General features: G+C 30.8%; 21 protein-coding genes and 1 tRNA gene. 10 read left to right on the forward strand and 12 right to left on the reverse strand.

Translation table 11 applies throughout. The features are described from left to right. The first annotated feature begins 33 nt into the window (after positions 1-33). The 3 genes from asnS (at position 34) to ACH5TW_RS08480 (ending at position 3,616) form a co-directional block, all read left to right on the forward strand. Positions 34-1,467: an asparagine--tRNA ligase gene (gene asnS / locus ACH5TW_RS08470; RefSeq protein WP_439336070.1), complete on the forward strand. Its 1,434-nt coding sequence runs from the start codon at positions 34-36 to the stop codon at positions 1,465-1,467. 86 nt (positions 1,468-1,553) lie between these two features. Further along, positions 1,554-3,011, forward strand: coding sequence for an RNA polymerase factor sigma-54 (rpoN, locus tag ACH5TW_RS08475; protein ID WP_439336071.1), 1,458 nt, complete (start codon positions 1,554-1,556; stop codon positions 3,009-3,011). Then, positions 3,011-3,616: a hypothetical protein gene (locus ACH5TW_RS08480; RefSeq protein ID WP_439336072.1), complete on the forward strand. Its 606-nt coding sequence runs from the start codon at positions 3,011-3,013 to the stop codon at positions 3,614-3,616. Before rpoN ends, ACH5TW_RS08480 begins: the two co-directional genes overlap by 1 nt. Here ACH5TW_RS08480 and ACH5TW_RS08485 read toward each other — a convergent pair. The 8 genes from ACH5TW_RS08485 to ACH5TW_RS08520 form a co-directional block, all read right to left on the reverse strand. Beyond that, entirely contained in the window at positions 3,611-4,309 is a 699-nt protein-coding gene (locus ACH5TW_RS08485) for a porin family protein (RefSeq protein ID WP_439336073.1), read from the reverse strand. The two genes, ACH5TW_RS08480 and ACH5TW_RS08485, sit on opposite strands and share 6 nt — an antisense overlap. 84 nt (positions 4,310-4,393) lie before the next feature. Continuing rightward, on the reverse strand, positions 4,394-4,867 hold the full coding sequence (locus ACH5TW_RS08490) for an ExbD/TolR family protein (RefSeq protein ID WP_439336074.1): 474 nt from the start codon (positions 4,865-4,867) through the stop codon (positions 4,394-4,396). A gap of 33 nt (positions 4,868-4,900) precedes the next feature. Next, the gene (locus ACH5TW_RS08495) at positions 4,901-5,506 is read right to left on the reverse strand and encodes an ExbD/TolR family protein (RefSeq protein WP_439336075.1); all 606 of its coding nucleotides are present in this window, start codon (positions 5,504-5,506) and stop codon (positions 4,901-4,903) included. 1 nt (position 5,507) lies between these two features. Further along, complete coding sequence (locus ACH5TW_RS08500; RefSeq protein ID WP_439336076.1) at positions 5,508-5,942, reverse strand: hypothetical protein; 435 nt, start codon at positions 5,940-5,942, stop codon at positions 5,508-5,510. Positions 5,943-6,058: 116 nt separating this feature from the next. Next, complete coding sequence (locus ACH5TW_RS08505) at positions 6,059-6,829, reverse strand: MotA/TolQ/ExbB proton channel family protein (protein ID WP_439336077.1); 771 nt, start codon at positions 6,827-6,829, stop codon at positions 6,059-6,061. 75 nt (positions 6,830-6,904) lie between these two features. Next, positions 6,905-6,992, reverse strand: a tRNA-Ser gene (locus ACH5TW_RS08510). 76 nt (positions 6,993-7,068) lie between these two features. Further along, positions 7,069-8,097, reverse strand: coding sequence for an asparaginase (locus ACH5TW_RS08515; RefSeq protein WP_439336078.1), 1,029 nt, complete (start codon positions 8,095-8,097; stop codon positions 7,069-7,071). A gap of 3 nt (positions 8,098-8,100) precedes the next feature. Next, the gene (locus ACH5TW_RS08520) at positions 8,101-8,868 is read right to left on the reverse strand and encodes a TatD family hydrolase (protein ID WP_439336079.1); all 768 of its coding nucleotides are present in this window, start codon (positions 8,866-8,868) and stop codon (positions 8,101-8,103) included. Between the two features lie 83 nt (positions 8,869-8,951). On the opposite strand from ACH5TW_RS08520, the gene ACH5TW_RS08525 reads away from it, so the two are divergent. Further along, positions 8,952-9,392, forward strand: a complete 441-nt coding sequence (locus ACH5TW_RS08525; protein WP_439336080.1) for a retropepsin-like aspartic protease — start codon at positions 8,952-8,954, stop codon at positions 9,390-9,392. Between the two features lie 35 nt (positions 9,393-9,427). Further along, positions 9,428-10,060, forward strand: coding sequence for a response regulator (locus ACH5TW_RS08530; protein ID WP_439336081.1), 633 nt, complete (start codon positions 9,428-9,430; stop codon positions 10,058-10,060). A 465-nt stretch (positions 10,061-10,525) separates the two neighbouring features. Here ACH5TW_RS08530 and odhB read toward each other — a convergent pair whose 3' ends face one another. Together odhB and ACH5TW_RS08540 are read right to left on the reverse strand one after the other, a co-directional pair. Then, positions 10,526-11,734, reverse strand: coding sequence for a 2-oxoglutarate dehydrogenase complex dihydrolipoyllysine-residue succinyltransferase (gene odhB, locus ACH5TW_RS08535; protein ID WP_439336082.1), 1,209 nt, complete (start codon positions 11,732-11,734; stop codon positions 10,526-10,528). A gap of 40 nt (positions 11,735-11,774) precedes the next feature. Beyond that, on the reverse strand, positions 11,775-14,516 hold the full coding sequence (locus tag ACH5TW_RS08540) for a 2-oxoglutarate dehydrogenase E1 component (protein ID WP_439336083.1): 2,742 nt from the start codon (positions 14,514-14,516) through the stop codon (positions 11,775-11,777). A 141-nt stretch (positions 14,517-14,657) separates the two neighbouring features. On the opposite strand from ACH5TW_RS08540, the gene ACH5TW_RS08545 reads away from it, so the two are divergent. Next, positions 14,658-15,203, forward strand: a complete 546-nt coding sequence (locus tag ACH5TW_RS08545) for an alpha-ketoglutarate decarboxylase (protein ID WP_439336084.1) — start codon at positions 14,658-14,660, stop codon at positions 15,201-15,203. A gap of 21 nt (positions 15,204-15,224) precedes the next feature. On the opposite strand, the gene ACH5TW_RS08550 is transcribed toward ACH5TW_RS08545, so the two are convergent. After that, positions 15,225-15,575 (reverse strand): hypothetical protein, encoded by a 351-nt coding sequence (locus ACH5TW_RS08550; protein WP_439336085.1) that lies wholly within the window; start codon positions 15,573-15,575, stop codon positions 15,225-15,227. Then, entirely contained in the window at positions 15,575-16,549 is a 975-nt protein-coding gene (locus ACH5TW_RS08555; protein ID WP_439336086.1) for a polyprenyl synthetase family protein, read from the reverse strand. The genes ACH5TW_RS08550 and ACH5TW_RS08555 overlap by 1 nt, the downstream gene beginning before the upstream one ends. A 124-nt stretch (positions 16,550-16,673) precedes the next feature. On the opposite strand from ACH5TW_RS08555, the gene ACH5TW_RS08560 reads away from it, so the two are divergent. The 4 genes from ACH5TW_RS08560 to ACH5TW_RS08575 are packed head-to-tail and all read left to right on the forward strand — an operon-like array spanning position 16,674 to position 23,345. After that, on the forward strand, positions 16,674-17,279 hold the full coding sequence (locus ACH5TW_RS08560) for a TetR/AcrR family transcriptional regulator (protein ID WP_439336087.1): 606 nt from the start codon (positions 16,674-16,676) through the stop codon (positions 17,277-17,279). A gap of 1 nt (position 17,280) precedes the next feature. After that, positions 17,281-18,606 carry a TolC family protein gene (locus ACH5TW_RS08565; RefSeq protein WP_439336088.1) on the forward strand — a complete coding sequence of 442 codons (1,326 nt, stop codon included), beginning with the start codon at positions 17,281-17,283 and terminating at the stop codon, positions 18,604-18,606. Positions 18,607-18,618: 12 nt separating this feature from the next. Next, complete coding sequence (locus ACH5TW_RS08570) at positions 18,619-19,788, forward strand: efflux RND transporter periplasmic adaptor subunit (protein WP_439336089.1); 1,170 nt, start codon at positions 18,619-18,621, stop codon at positions 19,786-19,788. Between the two features lie 32 nt (positions 19,789-19,820). Next, positions 19,821-23,345 carry an efflux RND transporter permease subunit gene (locus ACH5TW_RS08575; RefSeq protein ID WP_439336090.1) on the forward strand — a complete coding sequence of 1,175 codons (3,525 nt, stop codon included), beginning with the start codon at positions 19,821-19,823 and terminating at the stop codon, positions 23,343-23,345. The last annotated feature ends 49 nt before the right edge of the window (positions 23,346-23,394 follow it).

Genomic DNA, 23,394 nt, shown 5'->3' on the forward strand with positions numbered 1-23,394 from the left:
AACCATTATATTTACATTTCAAAATAAGTGTTTATGCAATTACGTACCGTTTCAGAATTATTAACTCAAAATATTATTTTAACTGAAGTAGAAATTAAAGGATGGGTTAGAACTTTTAGAGCAAATCGATTTATAGCTTTAAATGACGGTTCAACAATTAACAATATACAGTGTGTTTTAGATTTTGAAAAATTCGATGAAGCTCTTTTAAAAAGAGTTACAACAGGTGCTGCTATTCATATTAAAGGCGAATTGGTTGAAAGTCAAGGCAAGGGACAAAAAATTGAAATACAAGTAAATGAATTGGAGGTTTTAGGAGACTCAGATCCTGAAACATATCCTATTCAACCCAAAAAGCACTCTTTTGAATTTTTAAGAGAAAACGCTCATTTACGTACAAGAACAAATACGTTTAGTGCTGTAATGCGTTTGCGCTCTACATTATCATTCGCTATTCACAAATATTTTAACGAGAACGGATTCTATTATATGCATTCTCCAATTATTACCGGTAGCGATGCAGAAGGTGCTGGTGAAATGTTTAAAGTTTCTAATTTAGATGCAAAAAACCCTCCTTTAAATGACGAAGGAAATGTAGATTATTCTAAAGATTTCTTTGGAAAAGAAACGAACCTAACGGTGTCCGGTCAACTAGAAGCAGAAACATACGCCATGTCTTTAGGTAAAGTCTATACCTTTGGACCTACTTTTAGAGCTGAAAACTCAAATACATCACGCCATTTAGCAGAATTTTGGATGATAGAGCCCGAAGTTGCTTTTATGGACTTGGCTGGTAATATGGATTTAGCTGAAGATTTTCTTAAATATGTAATAACATATATTTTAGAAAATAATTCTGAAGATTTAGAATTTTTAAACAAACGCTTATTAGACGAAGAAAAATCTAAACCTCAAGTAGAACGAAGTGATTTAAGTTTAATTGAAAAACTAAATTTCGTAACAGAAAACAACTTTAAACGTGTTAGTTATACAGAAGCTATTGATATTTTAAGAAATAGCAAACCTAATAAAAAGAAAAAATTCAAATATTTAATTAATGAATGGGGCTGCGATTTACAAAGTGAACACGAACGCTTTTTAGTAGAAAAACATTTTAAATGCCCAGTAATACTGTTTGATTATCCTGCCAACATAAAAGCCTTCTATATGCGTTTAAATGAAGATGGCAAAACAGTTAGAGCAATGGACATTTTATTCCCAGGTATTGGAGAAATTGTTGGTGGTGCACAACGTGAAGAACGTTTAGATATTTTAAAAGAAAAAATGGCCGCAATTAATATCCCTGAAGAAGATTTATGGTGGTATTTAGATTTACGCAAATTTGGAACTGCAGTACATTCTGGTTTCGGGCTCGGTTTTGAGCGTTTGGTTATGTTTACCACAGGAATGAGCAATATTAGAGATGTAATTCCATTTCCAAGAACACCTCAAAACGCACAATTTTAGTAAATTTTCATAAAAAAGGAAAGTTGGCACAACTTTGGTATGCTAATTCCTTTTTTTATCTTTGAGCAACAACCTTAAATCGAAACATGCTTAAGCAATATTTACAATTTAAATTATCGCAAAAATTATCACCGCAACAAATTCAATTAATGAAATTGATTCAGTTGCCTACTCAAGCATTTGAACAACGTTTAAAACAAGAATTGGAAGAAAACCCTGCTCTTGAAGGAGGTAAAGAAGACATTGAAAACGAATATGATTCAGATTTAGACAATACCGATGATTTTGGAGATACTGAAACTATAAATGCTGAAGATATTAATGTTGATGAATATTTAAGTGATGACGAAATTCCAGATTATCGTACACAAGCTAATAACTACAGTAGTGATGATGAGCAAAAAACCATGCCATATGCAGCAGGAACATCTTTTACACAACATTTAGTAAATCAATTAAACACCTATAGATTATCTGATGAAGAAAGAGATATTGCCGAGTTTCTAGTTGGCAGTGTAGACGAAAGTGGCTATATACGTCGTGAACTCACTGATATTATGGACGATTTGGCTTTTACACAAAATGTTTACACAACCGAAGAGAATATAGAAAAAGTTTTAAAAATAGTACACCAATTAGATCCAGCTGGAGTTGGAGCGAGAAACTTACAAGAATGCTTAAGCATTCAATTGCATCGAAAAGAAAAAACAGCAGATTGTGAATTAGCCATTAATATTATTGATAATGCTTTTGAGCAGTTTACTAAAAAACACTATAAAAAATTACTTCAGAAATTTAATATTTCAGAAAATCAGTTAAAGGATGCTATTTCAAATATCGAACATTTAAATCCAAAACCAGGAGGTTCTTACGCTGGAAACAATAGAATTGTTGAGCATGTGGTTCCTGATTTTGCAATTAAAATTGTTGATGGTGAATTAGAGTTAACCTTAAATGGAAGAAATGCTCCAGACCTTCATGTCTCAAGAGAATATAGCAATATGCTTAACGGCTATAAAGAAGCTAAGGACAAATCAAAATCACAAAAAGATGCCGTTACTTTTATAAAACAAAAGTTAGATGCCGCTAAGTGGTTTATTGAAGCTATAAAACAACGTCAACAGACCTTATTTATAACAATGAGTGCTATTATGCACTACCAAAGTGAGTATTTTTTAACAGGTGATGAGCGCAATTTAAAACCTATGATTCTTAAAGATATTGCAGATGAAATTTCTATGGATGTTTCAACAGTATCTAGAGTTGCAAATAGCAAATATGTTGACACACCTTACGGAACTAAATTGATAAAAGAATTCTTTTCTGAATCGATGAAAAATGACCAAGGAGAAGATGTTTCAACAAGAGAAATAAAGAAAATATTAGAAACTGTTATTGAAGAAGAAGACAAGAAAAAACCATTAACAGATGAAACATTAGCTTCTATTTTAAAAGAAAAAGGCTATCCCATTGCGCGTCGTACTGTTGCTAAATACAGAGAACAACAAGATATACCAGTAGCACGATTACGTAAAAAAATATAATGAATTGGCTTTTAAAAAGTATATCGTATATATTCCATCCATTACTAATGCCGCTTCTAGGTGTTCTTTTTTATTTTTCAAAATCGCCTAGATTTATACCTACTGAGATTAAACAGGCGAAAATAGTTTCTCTAATTATACTTACCATCATTCTGCCTATATTACTCTATTTTTTATTAAAAACATTGGGGAAGGTAAAATCTATTTACTTAAAAAGCACAAACGAACGAATTTACCCTTTAGCACTTAATTGCATTGTTATTCTTATTATAATTCAACGTATTTTAACTCCTACACAAGTTTTAGAACTCTACTATTTCTTTGTTGGCATATTAATATCTACAATGGCCTGTTTATTACTTGCCGTTATGAAGTTTAAAGCAAGTATACATATGATTTCTGTTTCAGGAGTCTTTATGTTTTCTGTAGCCTTAAGTATTCATTTTAGTATTAACATTAACGCTACTTTGGCTTTAATGATGATTTTAATTGGAGCCGTAGCTACTTCTAGATTACATTTAAAAGCACATCCCTACAAAGAATTAATTATGGGAATATTTGTTGGTATAATTCCTCAACTCATATTAGTACCATATTGGTTATAGTATATAAAACATTAAACCAACTTTTATAGCATTCATATTTAATGACAGACCATTTTTTAATTTAGCATTATTAGAAAAAACGGAATTTAAAGCATAATACATGTAAACATTCCAAGTATTGTAACCAGCACTTAATGTTAAACCATATTGTATCTTATTAAAAGCATCAATATCAGTATATTTAAAACTACCTAAATCTCCAATATATTTAGTTGTATGCGCAAACATATAACTAATCTTAAAACCTGTATAAATACGCCAAAAATCATACTCTGTTGGCGTGGAACTTCGCCATCTAAACTCTAGAGGAACTTCAAGTAAGTGACTAGAAAATTTATTTTTAGTATATGTATTATCATCTACTAAAACACTATAAGATACGATCCCTAAATTATCTTTACTAATAAGTAAATTCTCAATAAAAGAATTAGCAGAATAACCTAACCCTAAACCAATAGAAACGTTTCTATTTTTATTTATTGGCATATCTCTAATGAAACCTAAATGAAAACCACTTGAAAATCCGCTTTGGGATAAATCTTTAGGCTTATTCCCAAATAAATTATTTGTTACACCTATATAAAATTGATCTTCGCGATATAGTGAATCAATCTCTGCATTAACAACTTCTTGGGCATTAATTGTTATCACAAAAAAAGTAATATGTATCAAAGTAAACAATTTCTTCATCATAACTAGATTATAATATACCGAAAATAAAAAGGGCATTCTATTAAAGAACACCCTTATATATTTAACAAATTAAGATTATTTTACTTAATTATTCAATGCATCTCCACTACCAGTTGTGTAATTAATTTTTAATGCATTTACTTTTCTCAACTCTTGCTTAACATCTCCAACTATACCCATATTAGCATCTTTATCTACTTTTAAAGAAACTGTTAAATAAGGTATAAGTTCTTCTCTTAACGCAGCTCTTTCGGCACCTATAAAAGCTGCTATATCAGTAACTTCAGCAAAATTATCATTTAATTGAATTCTTGCCTCAGTACCAAAGTTCTTATAGTTATCACTAGGTTTTCCCATATATATATAACTAACAGGATTCTTTTTATCTAGTTTTTCTATTTGGTTAGCTAATGGCAATGCATTCTTTATTTTAAGTGTATCTTCTCTCATTACGGTAGCAACCATAAAAAAGAATAATAACATAAATACAATATCTGGTAATGATGCTGTGTTAATTGGAGCTAATCCTCCATCTTTTTTCTTTTTAAATTTAGACATATTATCTCTATTTATTTAATTCTACATTACCTACTATTGCACTTCAGATAGCTTTTGAGGAATTTCTTCTTTAATCAAATCTATAAGGTCTTTCAACTTATCCTTGTTACCAGGCCATTGAACATTTTTATAGTTATTTTGCATTTGAACAAAATCCATACCAGAAAATCCTTTTTGAGGACCTAATTGGAGTGCTCGTCTATTTCTTAAAACATTATAAGCTGCAACTAATTCATTTTGTACAGATATATATGATGAATAAGAAGTTTCTCTATCATTAGCTAAAGAGATAATTGCTTTCACAGGATTATCAGAAGATGATGGGTTTTTATTTCCTTGACAAAAGCTACAAGAACCATCTCCATTATTATCTAAAAATTCAACAGCTGCTTGCCTTAAATCTTTAAGTTCCATCACCTCATCTTCGACTAACAACTGATCATTTTTATTTATTATAACAGTAAATATATTCTTCTGTTTAATAACAACATCTTGTTCAGAATCATCAATAGGTGGTAATTTTCGATTAATACCAGAATCTTTTTCAATGGTAGTTGTAACCAAGAAAAAAATTAATAGTAAAAAAGCAATGTCGGCCATTGAGCCTGCATTAACTTCTGGTGCTGCTCTTTTTGCCATATTATTTTACCATTTTTTTAATTCCGAAAAACAACATAGAACCTCCTGCTATTAAAAGAAGTAAGTAGAATAACCATAATCCTGCTCCTAATAATTGTGAACCTCCTGCTGACAAAGAACCTCCATCTTTTAATGGTGTTTCAACTCCATTAGCTAATCCGAAATAACATATAGCTGATAGTAAAGCAAAAACTCCAACACCTTTTAAAGTGCTTTTTAGCTTATCTCCATCAGACACTATGTTTTTCAAACTAAAAATAACTACAAAAGCTAATGTTAAAAAGAAAACAATGTATCCTATATACATAAACGAATTTACAGATCCACTTGATTCCCCAGCTTTTATAGCTTCATCTCCTGCCGATATTATCATAGCTAGAAATACAATAGAAAGCACTCCTACAACCGCTAATAATATAGTTAATATTTTTTTCATCTGTTTAAATTTTATTGTGTTAATAAGTCAGATGTAATTCACCAAAATCATATATAAGGTTAATACAACCCTAATTATATATGGCTCATTTCATAATACTTACAATTTTTAAATTATTACTTCTTGTTTCTAATTAACAAGTCCATTAATGTAATAGAAGAATCTTCCATATCATTAACTATGCTATCAATTTTAGCAATAATATAATTGTAAAAAATTTGAAGTATGATTGCTACAACTAAACCAAATACTGTAGTTAAAAGTGCTACTTTAATACCACCAGCTACTAAAGATGGGTTCATATCTCCAGCTGCTTCAATTTTATCGAATGCCTGAATCATACCAATTACAGTACCCATGAAACCAAGCATTGGCGCTAATGCTATAAATAATGAAATCCAAGATACATTTTTCTCTAATTGTCCCATTTGTACACCACCATAAGCTACAACAGCTTTTTCTGCAGCTTCAACACCTTCATCTACTCTATCTAAACCTTGATAGAAAATAGAGGCTATAGGCCCTTTAGTGTTTCTACAAACTTCTTTTGCAGCTTCAACACCACCAGATGATAACGCATCTTCAACAGATTGAGTTAATTTTTTTGAATTTGTAGTAGAAAGGTTTAAAAAGATAATTCTTTCAATAGCAATAGCTAAACCTAGAATTAAACATAAAAGTACTATTCCCATAAAACCTGGGCCACCTTCAATAAAACGCTTCTTTAATTCTTGATGAAATCCTAGCTCTTCAGCAGGTGCTGGATCAGCTTCTTGAGTTGTTGTTGTTGTTACAGTTGTTACTGCTGCACTATTACTTGTAGTTGCATTAGCAGTTCCGAATGCCATCATTCCAGCGATAGCAAGGATAGAAAATAATCTTTTCATGTTCTCGATCTTAATTTTATTAGTTAAAGTGTTAAAGATATAAAAAATAAAGTAATTAAAAGTAAAAAATAACAGCAGAGAGAAAGGGATTCGAACCCTCGATACGCTATTAACGTATACACGCTTTCCAAGCGTGCGCCTTAAGCCACTCGGCCACCTCTCTGTATTTAATCTTAGTTAAATTACAGGGTATGAAATAACGAAAAAAAGTTTAAAAGCTAAAATTTTATAAGTTAAATTTAAGACATTTCTCCTCTCAGCGATTTTTCAAACAAGCTTTTAAATTTTTCACTTGAAATATTTTGCCCCAACATAAACATTAACTTTGCAATTGCTGCTTCTGTAGTGATATCTTTTCCTGATATAACACCTATCTCTTTTAACTGATTACTAGTCTCATACCGCCCCATCATAACACTACCACCAGAACATTGTGTTATATTGACAATATGAATCCCTTTTGAAATTGCTTCTTTTAACATCTTGATAAACCATTTTTCTGTAGTACAATTTCCAGAGCCAAAAGTTTCAATTATGACTGCTTTTAGCTTAGGTGATTTAATAATTCCCATAATTATATCTTCAGAAATACCCGGAAACAACTTAATAAGAGCTATATTATTATCTAATTTTTTATGAATTTGAAACATTTTATTCAAACTCGGCTTGAATAAATATTTGTTATTAATTTTTAAATGCACTCCAGATTCTGCTAAATCTGGATAATTAAAAGAAGCGAATGCTTGAAAATTTTCTGCATTAATTTTTGTTGTTCTATTTGCTCGATATAATTTATATTCAAAATACAAACATACTTCCTTTATTAAAGGTTTTCCTTCGCTTTTTAAAGACGCTACTTGAATAGAGGTTATTAAGTTCTCTTTTGCATCAGTGCGTAAATCGCCAATTGGCAATTGAGAACCTGTAAATATTATGGGCTTATCTAAATTTTCAAACATAAAACTTAAACCAGATGCTGTATAGCTCATGGTATCACTTCCGTGTAAAACAACAAAACCATCAAACTTTTCGTAATTTGTTTCTATAAGTTCTGCTATTTGTATCCAATACTCAGGTTTCATATTACTAGAGTCTATTGGCTCAAATGAAGCTGTATCTATATTACAATCTAATAATTGTAACTCTGGTATTTTCTCTAGAAGTGTTTTAAAATCGAAAGCCTTTAACGTTCCCGTTTTAAAATCTTTAATCATACCTATAGTTCCACCAGTATATATAAGCAATATGTTAGCTTTTGATTTATTCATACTTTAAACTTTAAAAACGTTTTTTGAGTTTTGAGTTGTAATAGTTGCAACTTCTTCTGGAGTCCTATTATATAGGACAGCTAATTTCTCTAACACCTTTATAATATATACGCTTTCATTTCGCTTCCCTCTGTATGGTGTTGGTGCTAAATATGGCGCATCGGTTTCTAAAACAATGTGCCTTAAATCTATTTGATTTAAAAACTGATCTATTTTTCCATTCTTAAAAGTAGCGACACCACCAATTCCTAATTTTAAATTATAAGAAATAGCTTGACGTGCTTGTTCTAAAGTTCCGGTAAAACAATGAAAAACGCCAAATAAATCATCGCTTTTCTCACTCTCTAAAACCTCAAAAACTTCATTAAAAGCATCTCTACAATGTATATTAATTGGCAACTGATACTTTTTTGCTAATTGAATTTGATATTTAAAGGCTTCTTTTTGAATTCCCAATGTTGATTTATCCCAGTACAAATCAATACCAATTTCGCCTACTGCATAAAATTTTCGGCTTGCAAGCATTTCTTCAATATGCTTTAACTCTTCTTTATAATTCTCTTTTACATGCGTAGGGTGTAACCCCATCATTAAAAATACATTCTCTGGATACTCTTTTTCAAGCTGAAGCATCGATTCGGTATACGTTGAGTCAATTGCTGGAATAAAAAATCTGGAAACACCTTGTTCTATAGCACGACTCATCATGTCGCTTCTATCTTCATCAAATGCTTCACTATATAAATGTGTATGTGTGTCTGTAACTATCAAATACTAAAGTTTAAAATTTCTACTTATATTTTTTTTGTAAAAATAATTGTTTTTACATCATTATATTTGTTTAAAATTAATTTATGGCAAAGCTTCAACAATTTCTTCTCGACAAAGGCTACACTAAAATAAAATTACATTTAACCCAAACTAATCATTTTGAAATTAAAGCATCAATAAATAGCAAAAAAGGGTTATTTATTTTAGATACTGGAGCATCAAGTTCTTGTGTTGGTTTTGAAGCTGTTGACACCTTTAACCTAAAAGTTAAGGATTCTGAAATTAAAGCTGCTGGAGCTGGAGCTACAGGTATGGAAACAAAAATGTCTAAAAAAAACAAGGTGAAAATTGGCAAATGGAAAAATGACAAAGTTATTTTAGTTTTATTTAACCTTAGCCACGTAAATTCGGCTTTAATTAATCATAACTCAAAACCTGTAGATGGTATTATTGGTGCGGATATTTTGAAAAAGGGAAAAGCCATTATAGATTACGAAAAGAAATATCTATATTTAAAATTATAAATTATCAACTACTAATAGCATTTAACCCTTAATTAATGAGTACCTCTATTGTAATTGCAGATGACCATCCTTTAATGTTAAGAGGTTTAACCGATTTTTTAACTTCTAAAAACTTTGACATTGTAGGTAGTGCTACAGATGGAAATAGTGCTTATAATCTTATCGTAAAATTAAAACCAGAAATTGCCATCCTAGATATAAGAATGCCGCATAAAACCGGTATAGAAATTGCTGAGGCTTGTAAAAAAAACAACTTACCAACAAAAATTATTCTTATCACTTTTGATAAAGAAGAAGATTTATATGATAAAGCAAAAGAACATAATGTATATGGTTATATTTTAAAAGATTTTGCAATTGAAGAAATTGAAATTTGTATTGAAAATGTCATTAATAATCAACCTTATTTTAGTGAAGAAATTCAATCTTATTTAAATCATAACATACATAATGAAAAACCAAAAGGTTTAGAACTTTTAACTAGATCTGAACTAAAAATAACAAAACTGATATCTGAAAACAAAACTAGTCAAGACATAGCTAAAGAACTAAACATTTCTGTACGAACTGTAGACAAGCATAGAAGTAATATAGTTGCTAAGCTAGGCTTAGACAACAAACCTACATCACTTTCTATTTGGGCAAACGTTAATAAAACAAATTTGTAAAATACGTAGAACTGCGTATTTTTTTTAACGTATATATACTTTACATTTACAGTGCTATTAATTAGTTCTTAGGGAGAATTATAGAAAACTCTAAATTGTTATGATTTAGAGTTTTCGCTTTTAACAAACTATCCAAATATAAAAAATACGTAGAAGTGCGTATTTTTTATATACTTTTTGCTGTATACTTTTACTGAGTTTTTAATTCACAAAAAAACTCTCTTACATGTACTTTTATTCACTAGTAAAACAGCACATAAAAGTTTTATTATTTTATTAATAAAATAATAAAACTTGTTTTCAAACCCAATCATGAAAAAAAATAATAGTAATATAGAAAAATATCTTACCATTGGCTTAGCCGTATTAGTAGTCATTATTATATCCATTAATATTATTACTATAATCTAAAAACAAAAATAGCCGCCAAAATTGGCAGCTATTTTATATTCTATTTTTTTAAGATTAAAGCTCTAAAGCCTTTTTAACATCATTATTCATTAATAATTCTATTGGGTTTTCTAGAGCTTCTTTTACTGCAACTAAAAAGCCAACACTTTCTTTCCCATCAATGATTCTATGGTCATAAGATAAAGCAACATACATCATTGGAGCTATAACAACGTTTCCATCTACAGCAATAGGTCTTTCAATAATGTTGTGCATTCCTAAAATACCACTCTGTGGAGGGTTAATAATTGGTGTAGATAACATACTACCAAAAACTCCTCCGTTTGTAATTGTAAAAGTTCCTCCAGTCATTTCATCAACAGTAATTTGACCATCTCTAGCACGAATTGCTAAACGCTTTACTTCAGATTCTACACCTCTAAAACTTAAATTTTCAGCGTTTCTAATTACCGGCACCATTAAACCTTTAGGTCCAGAAACGGCAATACTGATATCGCAAAAATCATAAGAAATCATTTCTTTACCATCTATCATTGAATTTACCGAAGGATACATTTCTAATGCTCTTACTACTGCCAAAGTGAAGAAACTCATAAAACCTAAACCAACACCGTGTTTCGCTTTAAAGGTTTCTTTATATTCATTACGTAAAGCAAAAATTGGTGACATATTAACCTCGTTAAAAGTAGTTAACATCGCCGTTGTATTTTTAGCCTCAACCAAACGCTCTGCCACTTTACGACGTAACATAGACATTTTACTTCTAGTAGTTCCACGATTACCTCCCGTTGGTGTTCCCATTGAAGGAACTGCTTTTATTGCATCTTCTTTAGTAACTCTACCGTCTTTTCCTGTTCCAGAAATTGAAGCAGCATCCATACCTTTTTCTGCTAAAATCTTTTTTGCAGCAGGACTTGCAGAACCAGTAGCATACGTTTTTGCTTCTGCTACAGCTACTTTTGGAGCTTCAACTTTAGGTGCTTCTTCTTGTTTTTCAACTTTAGGAGCATCACCTTCTGGTTTTGCTACACTTGTATCAATTAAACACACTATAGCTCCAACAGCTACAGCATCACCTTCTTCAGCTTTAAGCGTAATAATTCCGCTAGCTTCTGCAGGCAACTCTAGCGTTGCTTTATCGCTATCTACCTCAGCAATGGCTTGATCTTTTTCTACATAATCGCCATCTTCTACTAGCCATGTTGCTATTTCTACTTCTGTAATAGACTCGCCTGGTGAAGGCACTTTCATTTCTAAAATCATTTTTTTATAATTTTACTTTAATTGATTCTCTTTTTTATAACTAATTTTTATCAAAAACAGCATTAATTACACGACGCTGTCTGCCTTTATCTCTTGTACTAGATCCTGGTGCTGGCACCGAATTATATGGTCTAGAATAAACTTCTAATTTAACTAAATCCATACGCTGTAACATATGACTCCAAGCACCCATGTTTTTTGGTTCTTCTTGAGCCCATGAATATTCGGTAACATTAGGGTATCTATTTATTACTTCTTGTATTTTTTCTAAATGTAAAGGAAATAACTGCTCAATTCTAACTAAAGCAACATCTTCTGTTCCTAATACGTCTCTTTCAGCTAATAAATCATAATAAAACTTACCTGTACAGAAAACAAGTTTCTTTACATTTTCTGGTTTTACTGTATCATCAATAACTTCTTGGAATTCTCCTGAAGCTAATTCATTTAAGCTTGAAACTGCTTTTGGATGACGCAATAAACTTTTTGGAGTAAAAACAACTAATGGTTTTCTGAAATCGCGTTTCATTTGACGACGCAATAAGTGATAAATATTTGCAGGCGTTGTACAATCTGCAACCGTCATATTATCATTACCACAAAGTTGTAAATAACGTTCTATTCTTGCCGACGAGTGTTCTGATCCTTGACCTTCATAGCCGTGTGGTAATAATACAACGATACCATTTTGTGCTTTCCATTTATCTTCGGCAGCCGATAAGTATTGGTCAAATATAATTTGAGCACCATTACTAAAATCTCCAAATTGTGCTTCCCAAATAGTTAATGTATTTGGATTTGCCATAGCATAACCATAGTCAAAACCTAAAACACCGTATTCTGATAAAAAGGAATTATAAATATCCATTTTACCTTTATTCTCAGGGTTCGTATTTAGTAAATTTATACGTTCTTCAGATATTTCATCTCGTAAAATAGCATGTCTGTGACTAAACGTACCACGCTCGACATCTTGACCTGAAATACGCACATTAAAGCCTTCTTCTAATAAACTACCATAAGCTAATGTTTCGGCCATACCCCAATCTAAAGTATCGGTTTCAAAAACCATTTTTGTACGTCCGTTTAAAATCCTCTCAGCTTTTCTTAAAAACTTAACACCTTCAGGAACCGTAGAAACAATTTTAGAAATGTTTTCTAAATTCTCTTTAGGGAATGATGTGTCGGCTGACACTAACATACCTTCTATACCTTGGCGTTTAAAATCTGTCCAACGCTCTTGCATAAACTCTCTAACTTTAGAAGAATCTGCTTCTTTTGACTTTATATACTCTTTTTCTAAAGTATCTTTAAACTCTGCTACAATAGTATCTAAATATGTTTTATCAATTGTATTTTCAGCAATTAACTTACTAGAATATATTTGAAAAGGGTTTTGATGCTTTGCTATTTCTTTATATAATTTTGGCTGAGTAAATCGAGGCTCATCACCTTCATTATGCCCATATTTTCTATAGCCTAATAAATCGATATAAACATCTTTTTTATAACGCATTCTATAATCTAATGCTAATTCTACAGCATGAACAACCGCCTCTGCATCATCGGCATTAACGTGTAATACTGGAGATAAAGTAACTTTTGCAACATCGGTACAATAGGTACTTGAACGTGCATCTAAATAGTTAGTTGTAAAACCAATTTGGTTATTAACTACTATATGTACAGTCCCACCTGTTTTATAGCCATTTAATTGACTCATTTGTGCTACTTCATAAGCAATACCTTGACCTGCTATTGCAGCATCACCATGCACGATTATTGGTATTATTTTTTGGTCATCTCCATCATAATCCGCGTCAATTTTCGCCCTTGTAATCCCTTCAGCAACAGATGCTACTGCTTCTAAATGGGAAGGATTTGGCACCAAATTCATTTTGATACTTTTTCCGTTTTGATACGTTTTATCTAAGGTTAAACCTAAATGATATTTTACATCACCATCTATATCTTCATCTTCAAAATCTTTACCATCAAACTCGCTTAAAAGCTCATTCATTGGTTTTCTAAAAATATTTACAAGCGTACTTAAACGTCCACGATGCGCCATTCCTAAAACACACTCTTTTACATCATATTTTTCAACAGCATAAAAAAGTACATTACTTATTGCAGGTATTAATGATTCGCCTCCTTCTAAAGAAAATCGTTTTTGCCCCACATATTTGGTTTGCAAAAAGTTTTCAAAATTTACCGCTTGGTTTAATTTTGAAAGTATATATTTCTTTTTATCTACAGAGAAATCTGGATGATTATCATTAGAATTCAATTTACCCTGCCACCATGAAATTACTTCAGGATTACGTAAATACATGTATTCAACACCTATAGAACTACAATAAATACGTTCTAAATGAACAATAATTTGTCTTAAAGTTTGAGCACCAATTCCTAAAATCTCACCTGCATTAAAAACAGTATCTAAATCGTTTGAGGAAAGACCGAAATTTTCAATTTCTAATGTTGGTGTATAGGTTCTTCTACTACGAACTGGATTTGTTTTAGTAAACAGATGCCCTCGCATTCTGTAACCATCAATAAGTTTTAAAACCTGAAATTCTTTTTGAAGTTTTTCAGGCATTTGAGTTGAAACGCCTTCTACTATTTCACCCTCTAGCTCATAATTCTCACTACCAAAATCATAGCCTTGAAAAAAAGCTCTCCAACTTGGCTCTACAGCATCTGGATTCTGTAAATATTGATCGTATAAATCAGCAAAATATGCCGTATGTGCTGTGTTTAAAAAGGAAAATTTATCCATTATTATTATTATTCACTATCGTTTAGTCAAATTTGGGGTCAAAAATACAACTTTTAACAAAAATAGATGTTTCTTTTACTATATTTATAAGATAATGAGAATCGTTATCATTAATAAGTTATTTTTAATGTTAATTTTTTAATGAATTATAAATTTATGCCCCTAATTTCTACAATCAACAAAACAAAACTATTAATTTTCTTAATTGTTTTCTCTTTTTTTTATTTTTCAAACGCTCAAGATAACAAAAATGATTTCTGGAAAGATGTTCGTTTTGGTGGCGGTTTTGGATTAAACTTCACTAACGGTTTTTTTAGCACTACTATAGCTCCAAGTGCTATATACGAAGTTAATAACAAATTAGCTTTTGGATTAGGATTAAACACCACATTCAATAATCAAAAAAACGTTTATAAATCGACTATTGTTGGTGGCAGTATTATTGGACTTTTTAATGTTATTAATGAAGTTCAGCTTTCGGCAGAATTTGAACAATTAAATGTAAATAGACGTTATAATGTTAACCTAAATATTCCAAATGATAATTATTGGATTCCTGCATTATATTTTGGAGCTGGTTACAGACAAGGTAATATTACTTTTGGTATTAGATATGATATTTTATATGACAATGAAAAAAGTATTTATTTAGATCCGTGGGCGCCATTTGTTAGATTTTATTTTTAATCAAAAATTTGTATTTAATTATTAAGAATACTTATTTCTAAACCACACTTTTTGCCATTCGCGCTTTAAAATTAAAAAAGACACCTCTTCTGAGAGTTTAAGAGTATCATCTCCGCTTAATGCTTTTATCTCTTTTTCAGGAACATCAATAATGTATAGCAAGTTTAAATATTCAGCAAACTTCTCTTGTATTAGCTTATAAACAATTTCATGCAGGAGAAGTTTTAAACTAGAAGGCAAAATTTCTTCATGAAAATCTAAATCAATATTAGCTAATAAAAAGTCTTTATTTAATTGCTGTATAAGCTTTTTATATAAATCTAATTGATTAGCTTCTTCTATTAAATTTTCAAAGGTTTTTGGTGATTGCATTACACGGTTCTATTCATTAAATTATTACCAAAAACTTTTAATAATTCCTTTTTGTCATAAGAAATATTTAATGATTCTAAAGTTTTAAAAGCTTCTTGCGTGTATTCTTGAATGGCTTTTTTAGTAGCTTCGGCAGAACCCGATGACTCAAAATACTGCTTAGCAATTTCTATTTTAGAAGAAACATCTTCTGGGTTCGATGAGAAAAGCTCTATAATTTCAGCTTTATCAATTTCATTTGAAAACTCTAAAGCTTTAATATATAGATATGTTTTTTTGTTTTCTATAATATCACCACCAACTTGTTTTCCAAACGTTTTTGGATCGCCAAAAGCATCTAAATAATCATCTTGCAGCTGAAATGCAATCCCTAAATTCTTTCCAAACTGATAAATATTTTTTTGATCTTCTTCTTTAGCATTCGCTACAATAGCACCCATTTGCATAGCAGCCCCAACCAAAACAGCTGTTTTATATTCAATCATTTTTAAATACTCTGCAATAGTAACATCATTTCTAGTTTCAAAATCAACATCATATTGTTGTCCTTCACAAACCTCTAAAGCGGTTTTACTAAATAATTTGGCTAAAGCTTGAAATGTATCGGGCTCATAATTTTCAAATAATTGATATGCCATAATAAGCATAGCATCACCCGATAGAATTCCTGTATTTACATCCCATTTTTCATGCACGGTTGCTTGCCCCCTTCGTAAAGGTGCATCGTCCATAATATCATCATGAACTAGCGAGAAATTATGAAACACCTCTATACTTAAAGCAGCATTTAAAGCCAATTTATAGTCCTGATTAAAAATTTCTGATGTCATTAAAGTTAAAACAGGGCGCAATCTTTTTCCTCCTAAATTCAATATATATTGAATAGGATTATATAAGGTTTTTGGCTCTTTAACAGTTGAATATTTTTCTAAATATTCAACAAATACATTTTGATATTTTTCTATTGAAAGCATACTGTAAAAATAAATTAATTAGTGGTATTAAAAAGTCTGAATGTAAATTAAGTGTTAAAAAATCATAAAACTTTGGAAACTCTATAGGTTTTTATAGTTTCCTGTTGTAGATTTGCGCTCTAATATGAGAGAAAAAATAATACATAGAGCAGCAGAAATGTTTTTAAACCTAGGGTTTAAAAGTGTTACAATGGATGATATAGCTACAGAACTTGGCATGTCTAAAAAGACTATATATGTCCATTTTGCTAATAAAACCAAACTTATTGAAGCTGTAACTTTTGAAATATTTGCAAAAATATGTGAAGGCATTGATGGTATATGTAATACATCAGAAAATCCTATTGAGGAACTTTATGATATAAAAATGTTTGTAATGCATCATTTAAAAAATGAAAAAACATCGCCTCAATATCAATTAAAAAAATACTATCCGCAAATATATGAAGTACTAAAGATTAAGCAGTTTGAAAAAATGCAAGATTGCGTAATGGTTAGTCTTCAAAAAGGCGTAGATACAGAATTGTTTAGATCTAATATAGATGTTGAATTTATATCAAGAATGTATTTTAATGGTATGACTGGAATTAAAGACCCAACTATTTTTCCTCAAAAATTATTCACTATGGATTATCTAATGGAAAGTTACCTAGAATACCATTTAAGAGCTATTGTTACAGACAAAGGATTACAATTATTAAATAAATTTATTAAATCAAATCAATCATAAAATGAAAAACAAACTAATTTTAATTTTTAGTTTACTAATAATATTCAAAGGGTTTACGCAAGAAACCCCCCAAAGTTTCAGCTTAAAAGAAGCTATTGATTATGCTTTAGAAAACAATAGAATAGCTAAAAATTCATCTCGAGATATAGAGGCTGCACAAAAACAAAAATGGGAAACTATTGCTACAGGTTTACCTCAAATTGATGGAAAAATAAGTTATACTAACAATATTAAACAACAATTTCCTGGTATAGATTTTAATGGTGATAATGTTGTAGATTTTGGTGCAAAACAAAACATAACTCCCTCTGTAACATTAAATCAACTTATTTTTGATGGCTCCTATTTAGTAGGCTTACAATCTGCTAAAGTGTTTTTAGAAATTTCAAAAAATGCAAAAACAAAAACAGATTTGGAAGTTCGAAAAAATGTAATTAATGCTTATGGCAACGTACTTTTAGCAACAGAAAGCATCAAAATATTAGAAAGTAATATTTCAATACTTGAAAAAAACCTAAACGAAACCACAAAAATTTATGAAAATGGTTTAGGTGACGAAGAAAGCATAGAGCAATTACAAATTACATTATCTAGTGTTAAAAGTAATCTAAATAAAACCCAACGTTTAAAAAAGATTACATATCAATTATTAAATATAACTTTAGGAATAGACATCAATAAAACAATAAGTTTAACAGATACACTTGAGACCTTAACAATTCAAAACATGTCGCTATCATTGTTAGAAACAGAAAATAATGTAGAAAACACTATAGATTATCAAATAGCAGAAAATGATAAAGTTTCAAAAGAGCTTTTGGTTAAACTAGAGCAAAGCAGAGTACTACCAACCTTAAAAGGCTTCATAACTAGTTCATATATTGGAAATAATGATAAATTTAGATTTACTGATAACAATCAAGTTTGGGCTGGCACTGCAGCATTTGGGTTTAACTTAGACATTCCCATTTTTGGTTCAGGTATTAAAAGTGCAAGAACACAACGCGCTAAAATAAATCTAGAAAAAGCTAAAGACAATTTAACAGAAACGGAACAACAACTAAAATTACAAATTGCATCAGCAAAAAGCGATTATCAATTTGCAATTGAAGATTACGATAATAAAAAACAAAACTTGAATCTCGCAGAACGTATAGAGAGAAAAAACCAAACCAAATTCTACGAAGGAATCGCATCTAGCTTTGAATTAAGACAAGCGCAAACACAATTATATAGTTCGCAACAAGAGTTTCTTCAAGCCATGCTTGATGTTATAAACAAAAAAGCAGAATTAGAAACTGTATTAAACACAATAAACAACCAATAAATAAATCATAAAATGAAAAATATATATTCACTCTTACTAGTAACAATTCTTTTAACCTCTTGTGGAGGTGATAAGAAAAAATCTGTTGAAGATATTATTTCAACTAATAATTTAGAAAAAATTAGAGAAAGAAAAACAACCTTAGACGGCGAACAAGAAGTCATTGCCACACAACTAAAACAGCTTGAAGCAAAAATTAAAGAATTAGACCCTCAAGAACGAATTCCTTTAATTACAACTTTTGAAGTAAAGGAATCTGTATTTAATCATTTTGTGGAACTTCAAGGAAGCGTAAGTACAAAACAAAATCTTGTTATTTTCCCTGAATACTCTGGAACATTAACACGTGTTTATGTAAAAGAAGGACAAAAAGTTTCTAAAGGACAAATGCTAGCAAAAATTGATGATGGTGGATTAAACCAACAAGTAGCACAATTACAAATTCAAGCAGATTTAGCAAAAACTACTTTTGAACGTCAAGAACGTTTATGGAATCAAAAAATAGGTAGTGAAATTCAATATTTACAAGCAAAATCTAGTTACGAAGCTCAACAACAAGCTGTAAGTCAATTAAAACAACAAGTAGCAAAAACAATTGTTAAAGCACCATTTTCTGGAACTATAGACGATGTTATTACAGAACAAGGAAGTGTTGTTGCACCTGGACAAACCCAACTTTTTAGAATAGTAAATTTACAAAACATGTATATTGAAACTGAAGTTCCAGAACGTTATATTTCAACTATTAAAGTTGGTAAAGATGTACAAATAGAATTTCCTATTCTTGGAAAATCTATGGATGCAAAAATTCGTCAAGCGGGTAACTTTATTAATCCTGCCAATCGCTCTTTTAAAGTTGAAGTTGCTGTTTCAAATAAAGATCAATCAATAAAGCCAAATTTAACGGCAAAACTTAAAATTAACGATTACACAAATCCTAAAGCTATATTAATTCCGCAAAGTATTATTTCAGAAAATGCTGATGGCGAGCAATATATATATACTGTAACTAATAAAACCGGTGAAACAGCTAAAGCCAAAAGAACCATTATAACAACAGGTAAAACTCAAGGCGATGACATAGAAGTTCTTTCTGGTTTAAAACATGGCGCTGAAATTATTAATGAAGGTGCTCGTAGCGTTAAAAACGGACAAGATGTTAAAATTCTTGTAGTTGAATAATAAAATAATTCAAACCGTAAAAAAACTTTAAAATGACAAAAAAGAAAAAACAAGTAGATAAAGAGTTTGGATTATCATCTTGGGCAATTAATAATAAAACAACCATGTATGTTTTAATTGCTTTAATCCTATTTCTTGGTACAGGCGCCTATTTTAGTATGGCTAGGGAAAATTTTCCTGAAATTAAAGAAACTAAAATTTACATTAGTTCTGTATACCCAGGAAATACGGCCGAAGATATTGAAAAGCTTATTACAGACCCTATTGAAGACAAGCTAAAAACCGTTAGTAATGTTATTGAAATTACCTCAACATCTCAAGAAGATTATTCCATAGTTGTTGTAGAATTTGATGAAAACATATCGGTTGAAGCTGCTAAACAAAAAGTAAAGGATGAAGTAGATACTGAAACGTCTGGTGAAGATTGGCCAACATTTAATGGTGCCAAAGTAGAACCAAATATTTTCGATTTAAGTATGTCTGAAGAAATCCCAATACTTAATATTAATATTTCTGGTGATTACCCTGTAGATAAACTAAAAGAGTTTGGTGAATACCTTGAAGACGAAATTGAAGGACTTCAAGAAATTAAACAAGTAGATATTCGAGGAGCTCAAGACAAAGAAGTAGAAGTAGCTGTTGATATCTATAAAATGATGGCTGCGCAAGTTAGTTTTGACGATATTATTGGCACCATAAGTAGAGAAAACTTAACAATGTCTGCTGGTAATTTAATTACAAGTGGGCAACGACGTACCATTCGAATTTTAGGTGAAATAGAAAACCCAAAAGAACTTGAAAACTTTGTTGTAAAATCTGAACGTAATAATCCAATTTATTTAAAGGACGTTGCCAAAATAACCTTTAAGGACGAAGACAAAACTACGTATGCTAGAGAGTTTGGAAAACCTGTAGTCATGTTGGATGTTAAAAAACGTACAGGAAAAAATATGGTTGCGGCATCAGAACAAATAAAGGTCATTGTAGATGATGCTATTGCAAATGTATTTCCTCCCGATTTAAAAGTAACCACTACCAACGACCAATCTTCAAAAACCATTGGTCAGGTTGATGATTTAGTAAATAATATCATTTTCGGTATTATTCTAGTAGTTACCGTTTTAATGTTCTTTTTAGGGTTTAAAAATGCCCTGTTTGTTGGTTTCGCAATACCAATGTCTATGTTTATGTCTCTTATGATAATAGATTTAATGGGTTATACTATGAACACCATGATTCTATTTGGACTAATCATGGGACTTGGTATGCTTGTAGATAACGGTATTGTAGTTGTAGAAAACGTTTACCGTTTAATGACTGAAGAAGGCATGAACAGGAAAGACGCAGCAAAAAAAGGAATTAGTGAAATTGCTTTTCCTATAATCATTTCAACAGCAACAACTGTTGCTGCTTTTATTCCTCTTGGTCTATGGCCTGGAATGATGGGGCAATTCATGATATATTTCCCAGTAACTTTATCTATAGTGCTAGGGTCTTCCCTATTCGTAGCAATCTTTTTTAATTCTGTATTAGTATCTCAATACATGACTACAGAAGACAAAGACATGCCTTTAAAACAAATTATTAAAATCTCAGCAATATTTGGAGCTATAGGGGTTTTTATTTTAGTAATTGGAGGAAGCTATAGAGGCCTAGGTACATTAATGGTTTTTACTGTTATTTTACTTTGGGTTTATAGATTATTTCTTAGAAAATGGGCTAACAACTTTCAAAACAATAGCTTACCGAAATGGGAACGTTTTTACGAACGTATTTTACGAGGTGCCTTAAGCGGAAAAAAACCAGCCATAATTACAATTGGAACATTTGTTTTATTGTTTTTAGCTTTTATAGGGTTTGGATTGTCTGTAGGAAGTAAACGTACTAAAGTTGAATTTTTTCCAGATACTACTGCCAATCAAATTACTGTATATATAGAATATCCTGAAGGAACGGATATTGAAAAAACCAATGCGATTACAAAAAATATTGAGCAACGTGTTTTTAAAGTTATAAATGACCCTATGTATTTAGATGGAGATTTTAATTACTTAACCGAAAGCGCTGTTTCTCAAGTAGGTGCTGGTGCAGGAAACCCAATGACAGATGGTGGTTCTGCTGCCGACATGCCACATCGTGGTAAGATTACAGCAACCATGCGCGAATATAAATATAGAAAAGGCGAAGACAGTAACGAATTACTTAGAAAAATACAAGAAGATTTAAAAGGCATTTATCCAGGTGTAGCAATTTCTGTAGAAAAAGATGCCGCTGGTCCTCCTGCTGGTTATCCTATTAATATAGAATTAAAAGGAGAAGATTATTCTGAATTAATAGCTACTGCCGAAAAAATGAAAGACTTTATCAATTCTAAAAACATTCAAGGAATTGATGAATTAAAAATAGATGTGAATAAGTCAAAGCCTTCAATGCAAGTTCATGTTGACAGAAAAAAAGCTGGAGAACTAGGTGTAAATTCGGGTCAAGTTGGACAACAATTGCGTAATTCTATTTTTGGAGCAAAAGCTGGTGTTTATAAAGAAAACGGTGAAGATTACGATATTTATGTTCGCTTTAATGAAGAGAACAGGTATAATACCAGTGCGTTGTTTAATCAGAAAATAACATTTAGAGACATGGCTTCTGGGCAAATTAAAGAAATCCCCGTATCTGCTGTTGCTAAACAAAATAATGCATCTGGATTTAGTGCCATTAAACATAAAGATGTTAAGCGTGTTGTATTATTATATTCTGCATTAGCGGCAGGTTATTCTGATGCTGGTGCCATTGTATCTCAAATTCAAAATGAAATGCAAGCATTTACTGAAAAACCTGACACTGTTAAAATAAATTACACAGGACAAATTGAAGAACAAAACAAACAAATGGCCTTTTTAATGGGTGCTTTTTTTACCGGTTTAGGATTGATTTTTTTCATTTTAATATTTCAATTTAACTCGGTATCTAAACCTGGTATCATTATGATTGCTATTTTCTTGAGCTTAATAGGTGTATTTGGTGGTATTGTTGCCACAGGAAGTTCATTTGTTATTATGATGACCATGATGGGTATTATATCTCTTGCTGGTATTGTTGTAAATAATGGTGTGGTACTTTTAGATTACACACAATTATTAATTGACAGAAAGAAAGCAGAACATCATTTAGATGAAGAACAATACATCGAAAACAGCGAACTCTTAGAGGCTATTGTAAAAGGAGGTAAAGCACGTTTGCGTCCGGTATTATTAACAGCAATTACTACCATTTTAGGTTTAATTCCTTTAGCTATAGGATTAAACATTAACTTCTTTACACTATTTAGTGAATTTAATCCTCATATTTATATGGGAGGTGATAATGTTATTTTCTGGGGACCACTTGCTTGGACCGTAATTTACGGACTATTCATTGCTACATTCTTAACTCTAATAGTAGTACCAATACTTTTTTACTTAGCTACCAAATTTAAAATGTGGCTATATAAAGACAGAGTTGCGACATACAATATCGTATCTCAAGAAGAAACATTTAATATGGATAAAAGATTAGAGTAATTTAAATAGAGTGACTAATTCAAATTACAAAAAAAGGCTTCAACGTTAT

This window comes from Thalassobellus sediminis, assembly GCF_044386045.1.
Classification (GTDB): domain Bacteria; phylum Bacteroidota; class Bacteroidia; order Flavobacteriales; family Flavobacteriaceae; genus Thalassobellus; species Thalassobellus sediminis.

Coding starts and splice junctions, on each gene's coding strand:
- asnS (WP_439336070.1), top strand. CDS start 34: ATGCAATTACGTACCGTTTCAGAATTATTAACTCAAAATATTATTTTA.
- rpoN (WP_439336071.1), top strand. CDS start 1,554: ATGCTTAAGCAATATTTACAATTTAAATTATCGCAAAAATTATCACCG.
- ACH5TW_RS08480 (WP_439336072.1), top strand. CDS start 3,011: ATGAATTGGCTTTTAAAAAGTATATCGTATATATTCCATCCATTACTA.
- ACH5TW_RS08485 (WP_439336073.1), bottom strand. CDS start 4,309: ATGATGAAGAAATTGTTTACTTTGATACATATTACTTTTTTTGTGATA.
- ACH5TW_RS08490 (WP_439336074.1), bottom strand. CDS start 4,867: ATGTCTAAATTTAAAAAGAAAAAAGATGGAGGATTAGCTCCAATTAAC.
- ACH5TW_RS08495 (WP_439336075.1), bottom strand. CDS start 5,506: ATGGCAAAAAGAGCAGCACCAGAAGTTAATGCAGGCTCAATGGCCGAC.
- ACH5TW_RS08500 (WP_439336076.1), bottom strand. CDS start 5,942: ATGAAAAAAATATTAACTATATTATTAGCGGTTGTAGGAGTGCTTTCT.
- ACH5TW_RS08505 (WP_439336077.1), bottom strand. CDS start 6,829: ATGAAAAGATTATTTTCTATCCTTGCTATCGCTGGAATGATGGCATTC.
- ACH5TW_RS08515 (WP_439336078.1), bottom strand. CDS start 8,097: ATGAATAAATCAAAAGCTAACATATTGCTTATATATACTGGTGGAACT.
- ACH5TW_RS08525 (WP_439336080.1), top strand. CDS start 8,952: ATGGCAAAGCTTCAACAATTTCTTCTCGACAAAGGCTACACTAAAATA.
- ACH5TW_RS08530 (WP_439336081.1), top strand. CDS start 9,428: ATGAGTACCTCTATTGTAATTGCAGATGACCATCCTTTAATGTTAAGA.
- odhB (WP_439336082.1), bottom strand. CDS start 11,734: ATGATTTTAGAAATGAAAGTGCCTTCACCAGGCGAGTCTATTACAGAA.
- ACH5TW_RS08540 (WP_439336083.1), bottom strand. CDS start 14,516: ATGGATAAATTTTCCTTTTTAAACACAGCACATACGGCATATTTTGCT.
- ACH5TW_RS08545 (WP_439336084.1), top strand. CDS start 14,658: ATGAATTATAAATTTATGCCCCTAATTTCTACAATCAACAAAACAAAA.
- ACH5TW_RS08550 (WP_439336085.1), bottom strand. CDS start 15,575: ATGCAATCACCAAAAACCTTTGAAAATTTAATAGAAGAAGCTAATCAA.
- ACH5TW_RS08555 (WP_439336086.1), bottom strand. CDS start 16,549: ATGCTTTCAATAGAAAAATATCAAAATGTATTTGTTGAATATTTAGAA.
- ACH5TW_RS08560 (WP_439336087.1), top strand. CDS start 16,674: ATGAGAGAAAAAATAATACATAGAGCAGCAGAAATGTTTTTAAACCTA.
- ACH5TW_RS08565 (WP_439336088.1), top strand. CDS start 17,281: ATGAAAAACAAACTAATTTTAATTTTTAGTTTACTAATAATATTCAAA.
- ACH5TW_RS08570 (WP_439336089.1), top strand. CDS start 18,619: ATGAAAAATATATATTCACTCTTACTAGTAACAATTCTTTTAACCTCT.
- ACH5TW_RS08575 (WP_439336090.1), top strand. CDS start 19,821: ATGACAAAAAAGAAAAAACAAGTAGATAAAGAGTTTGGATTATCATCT.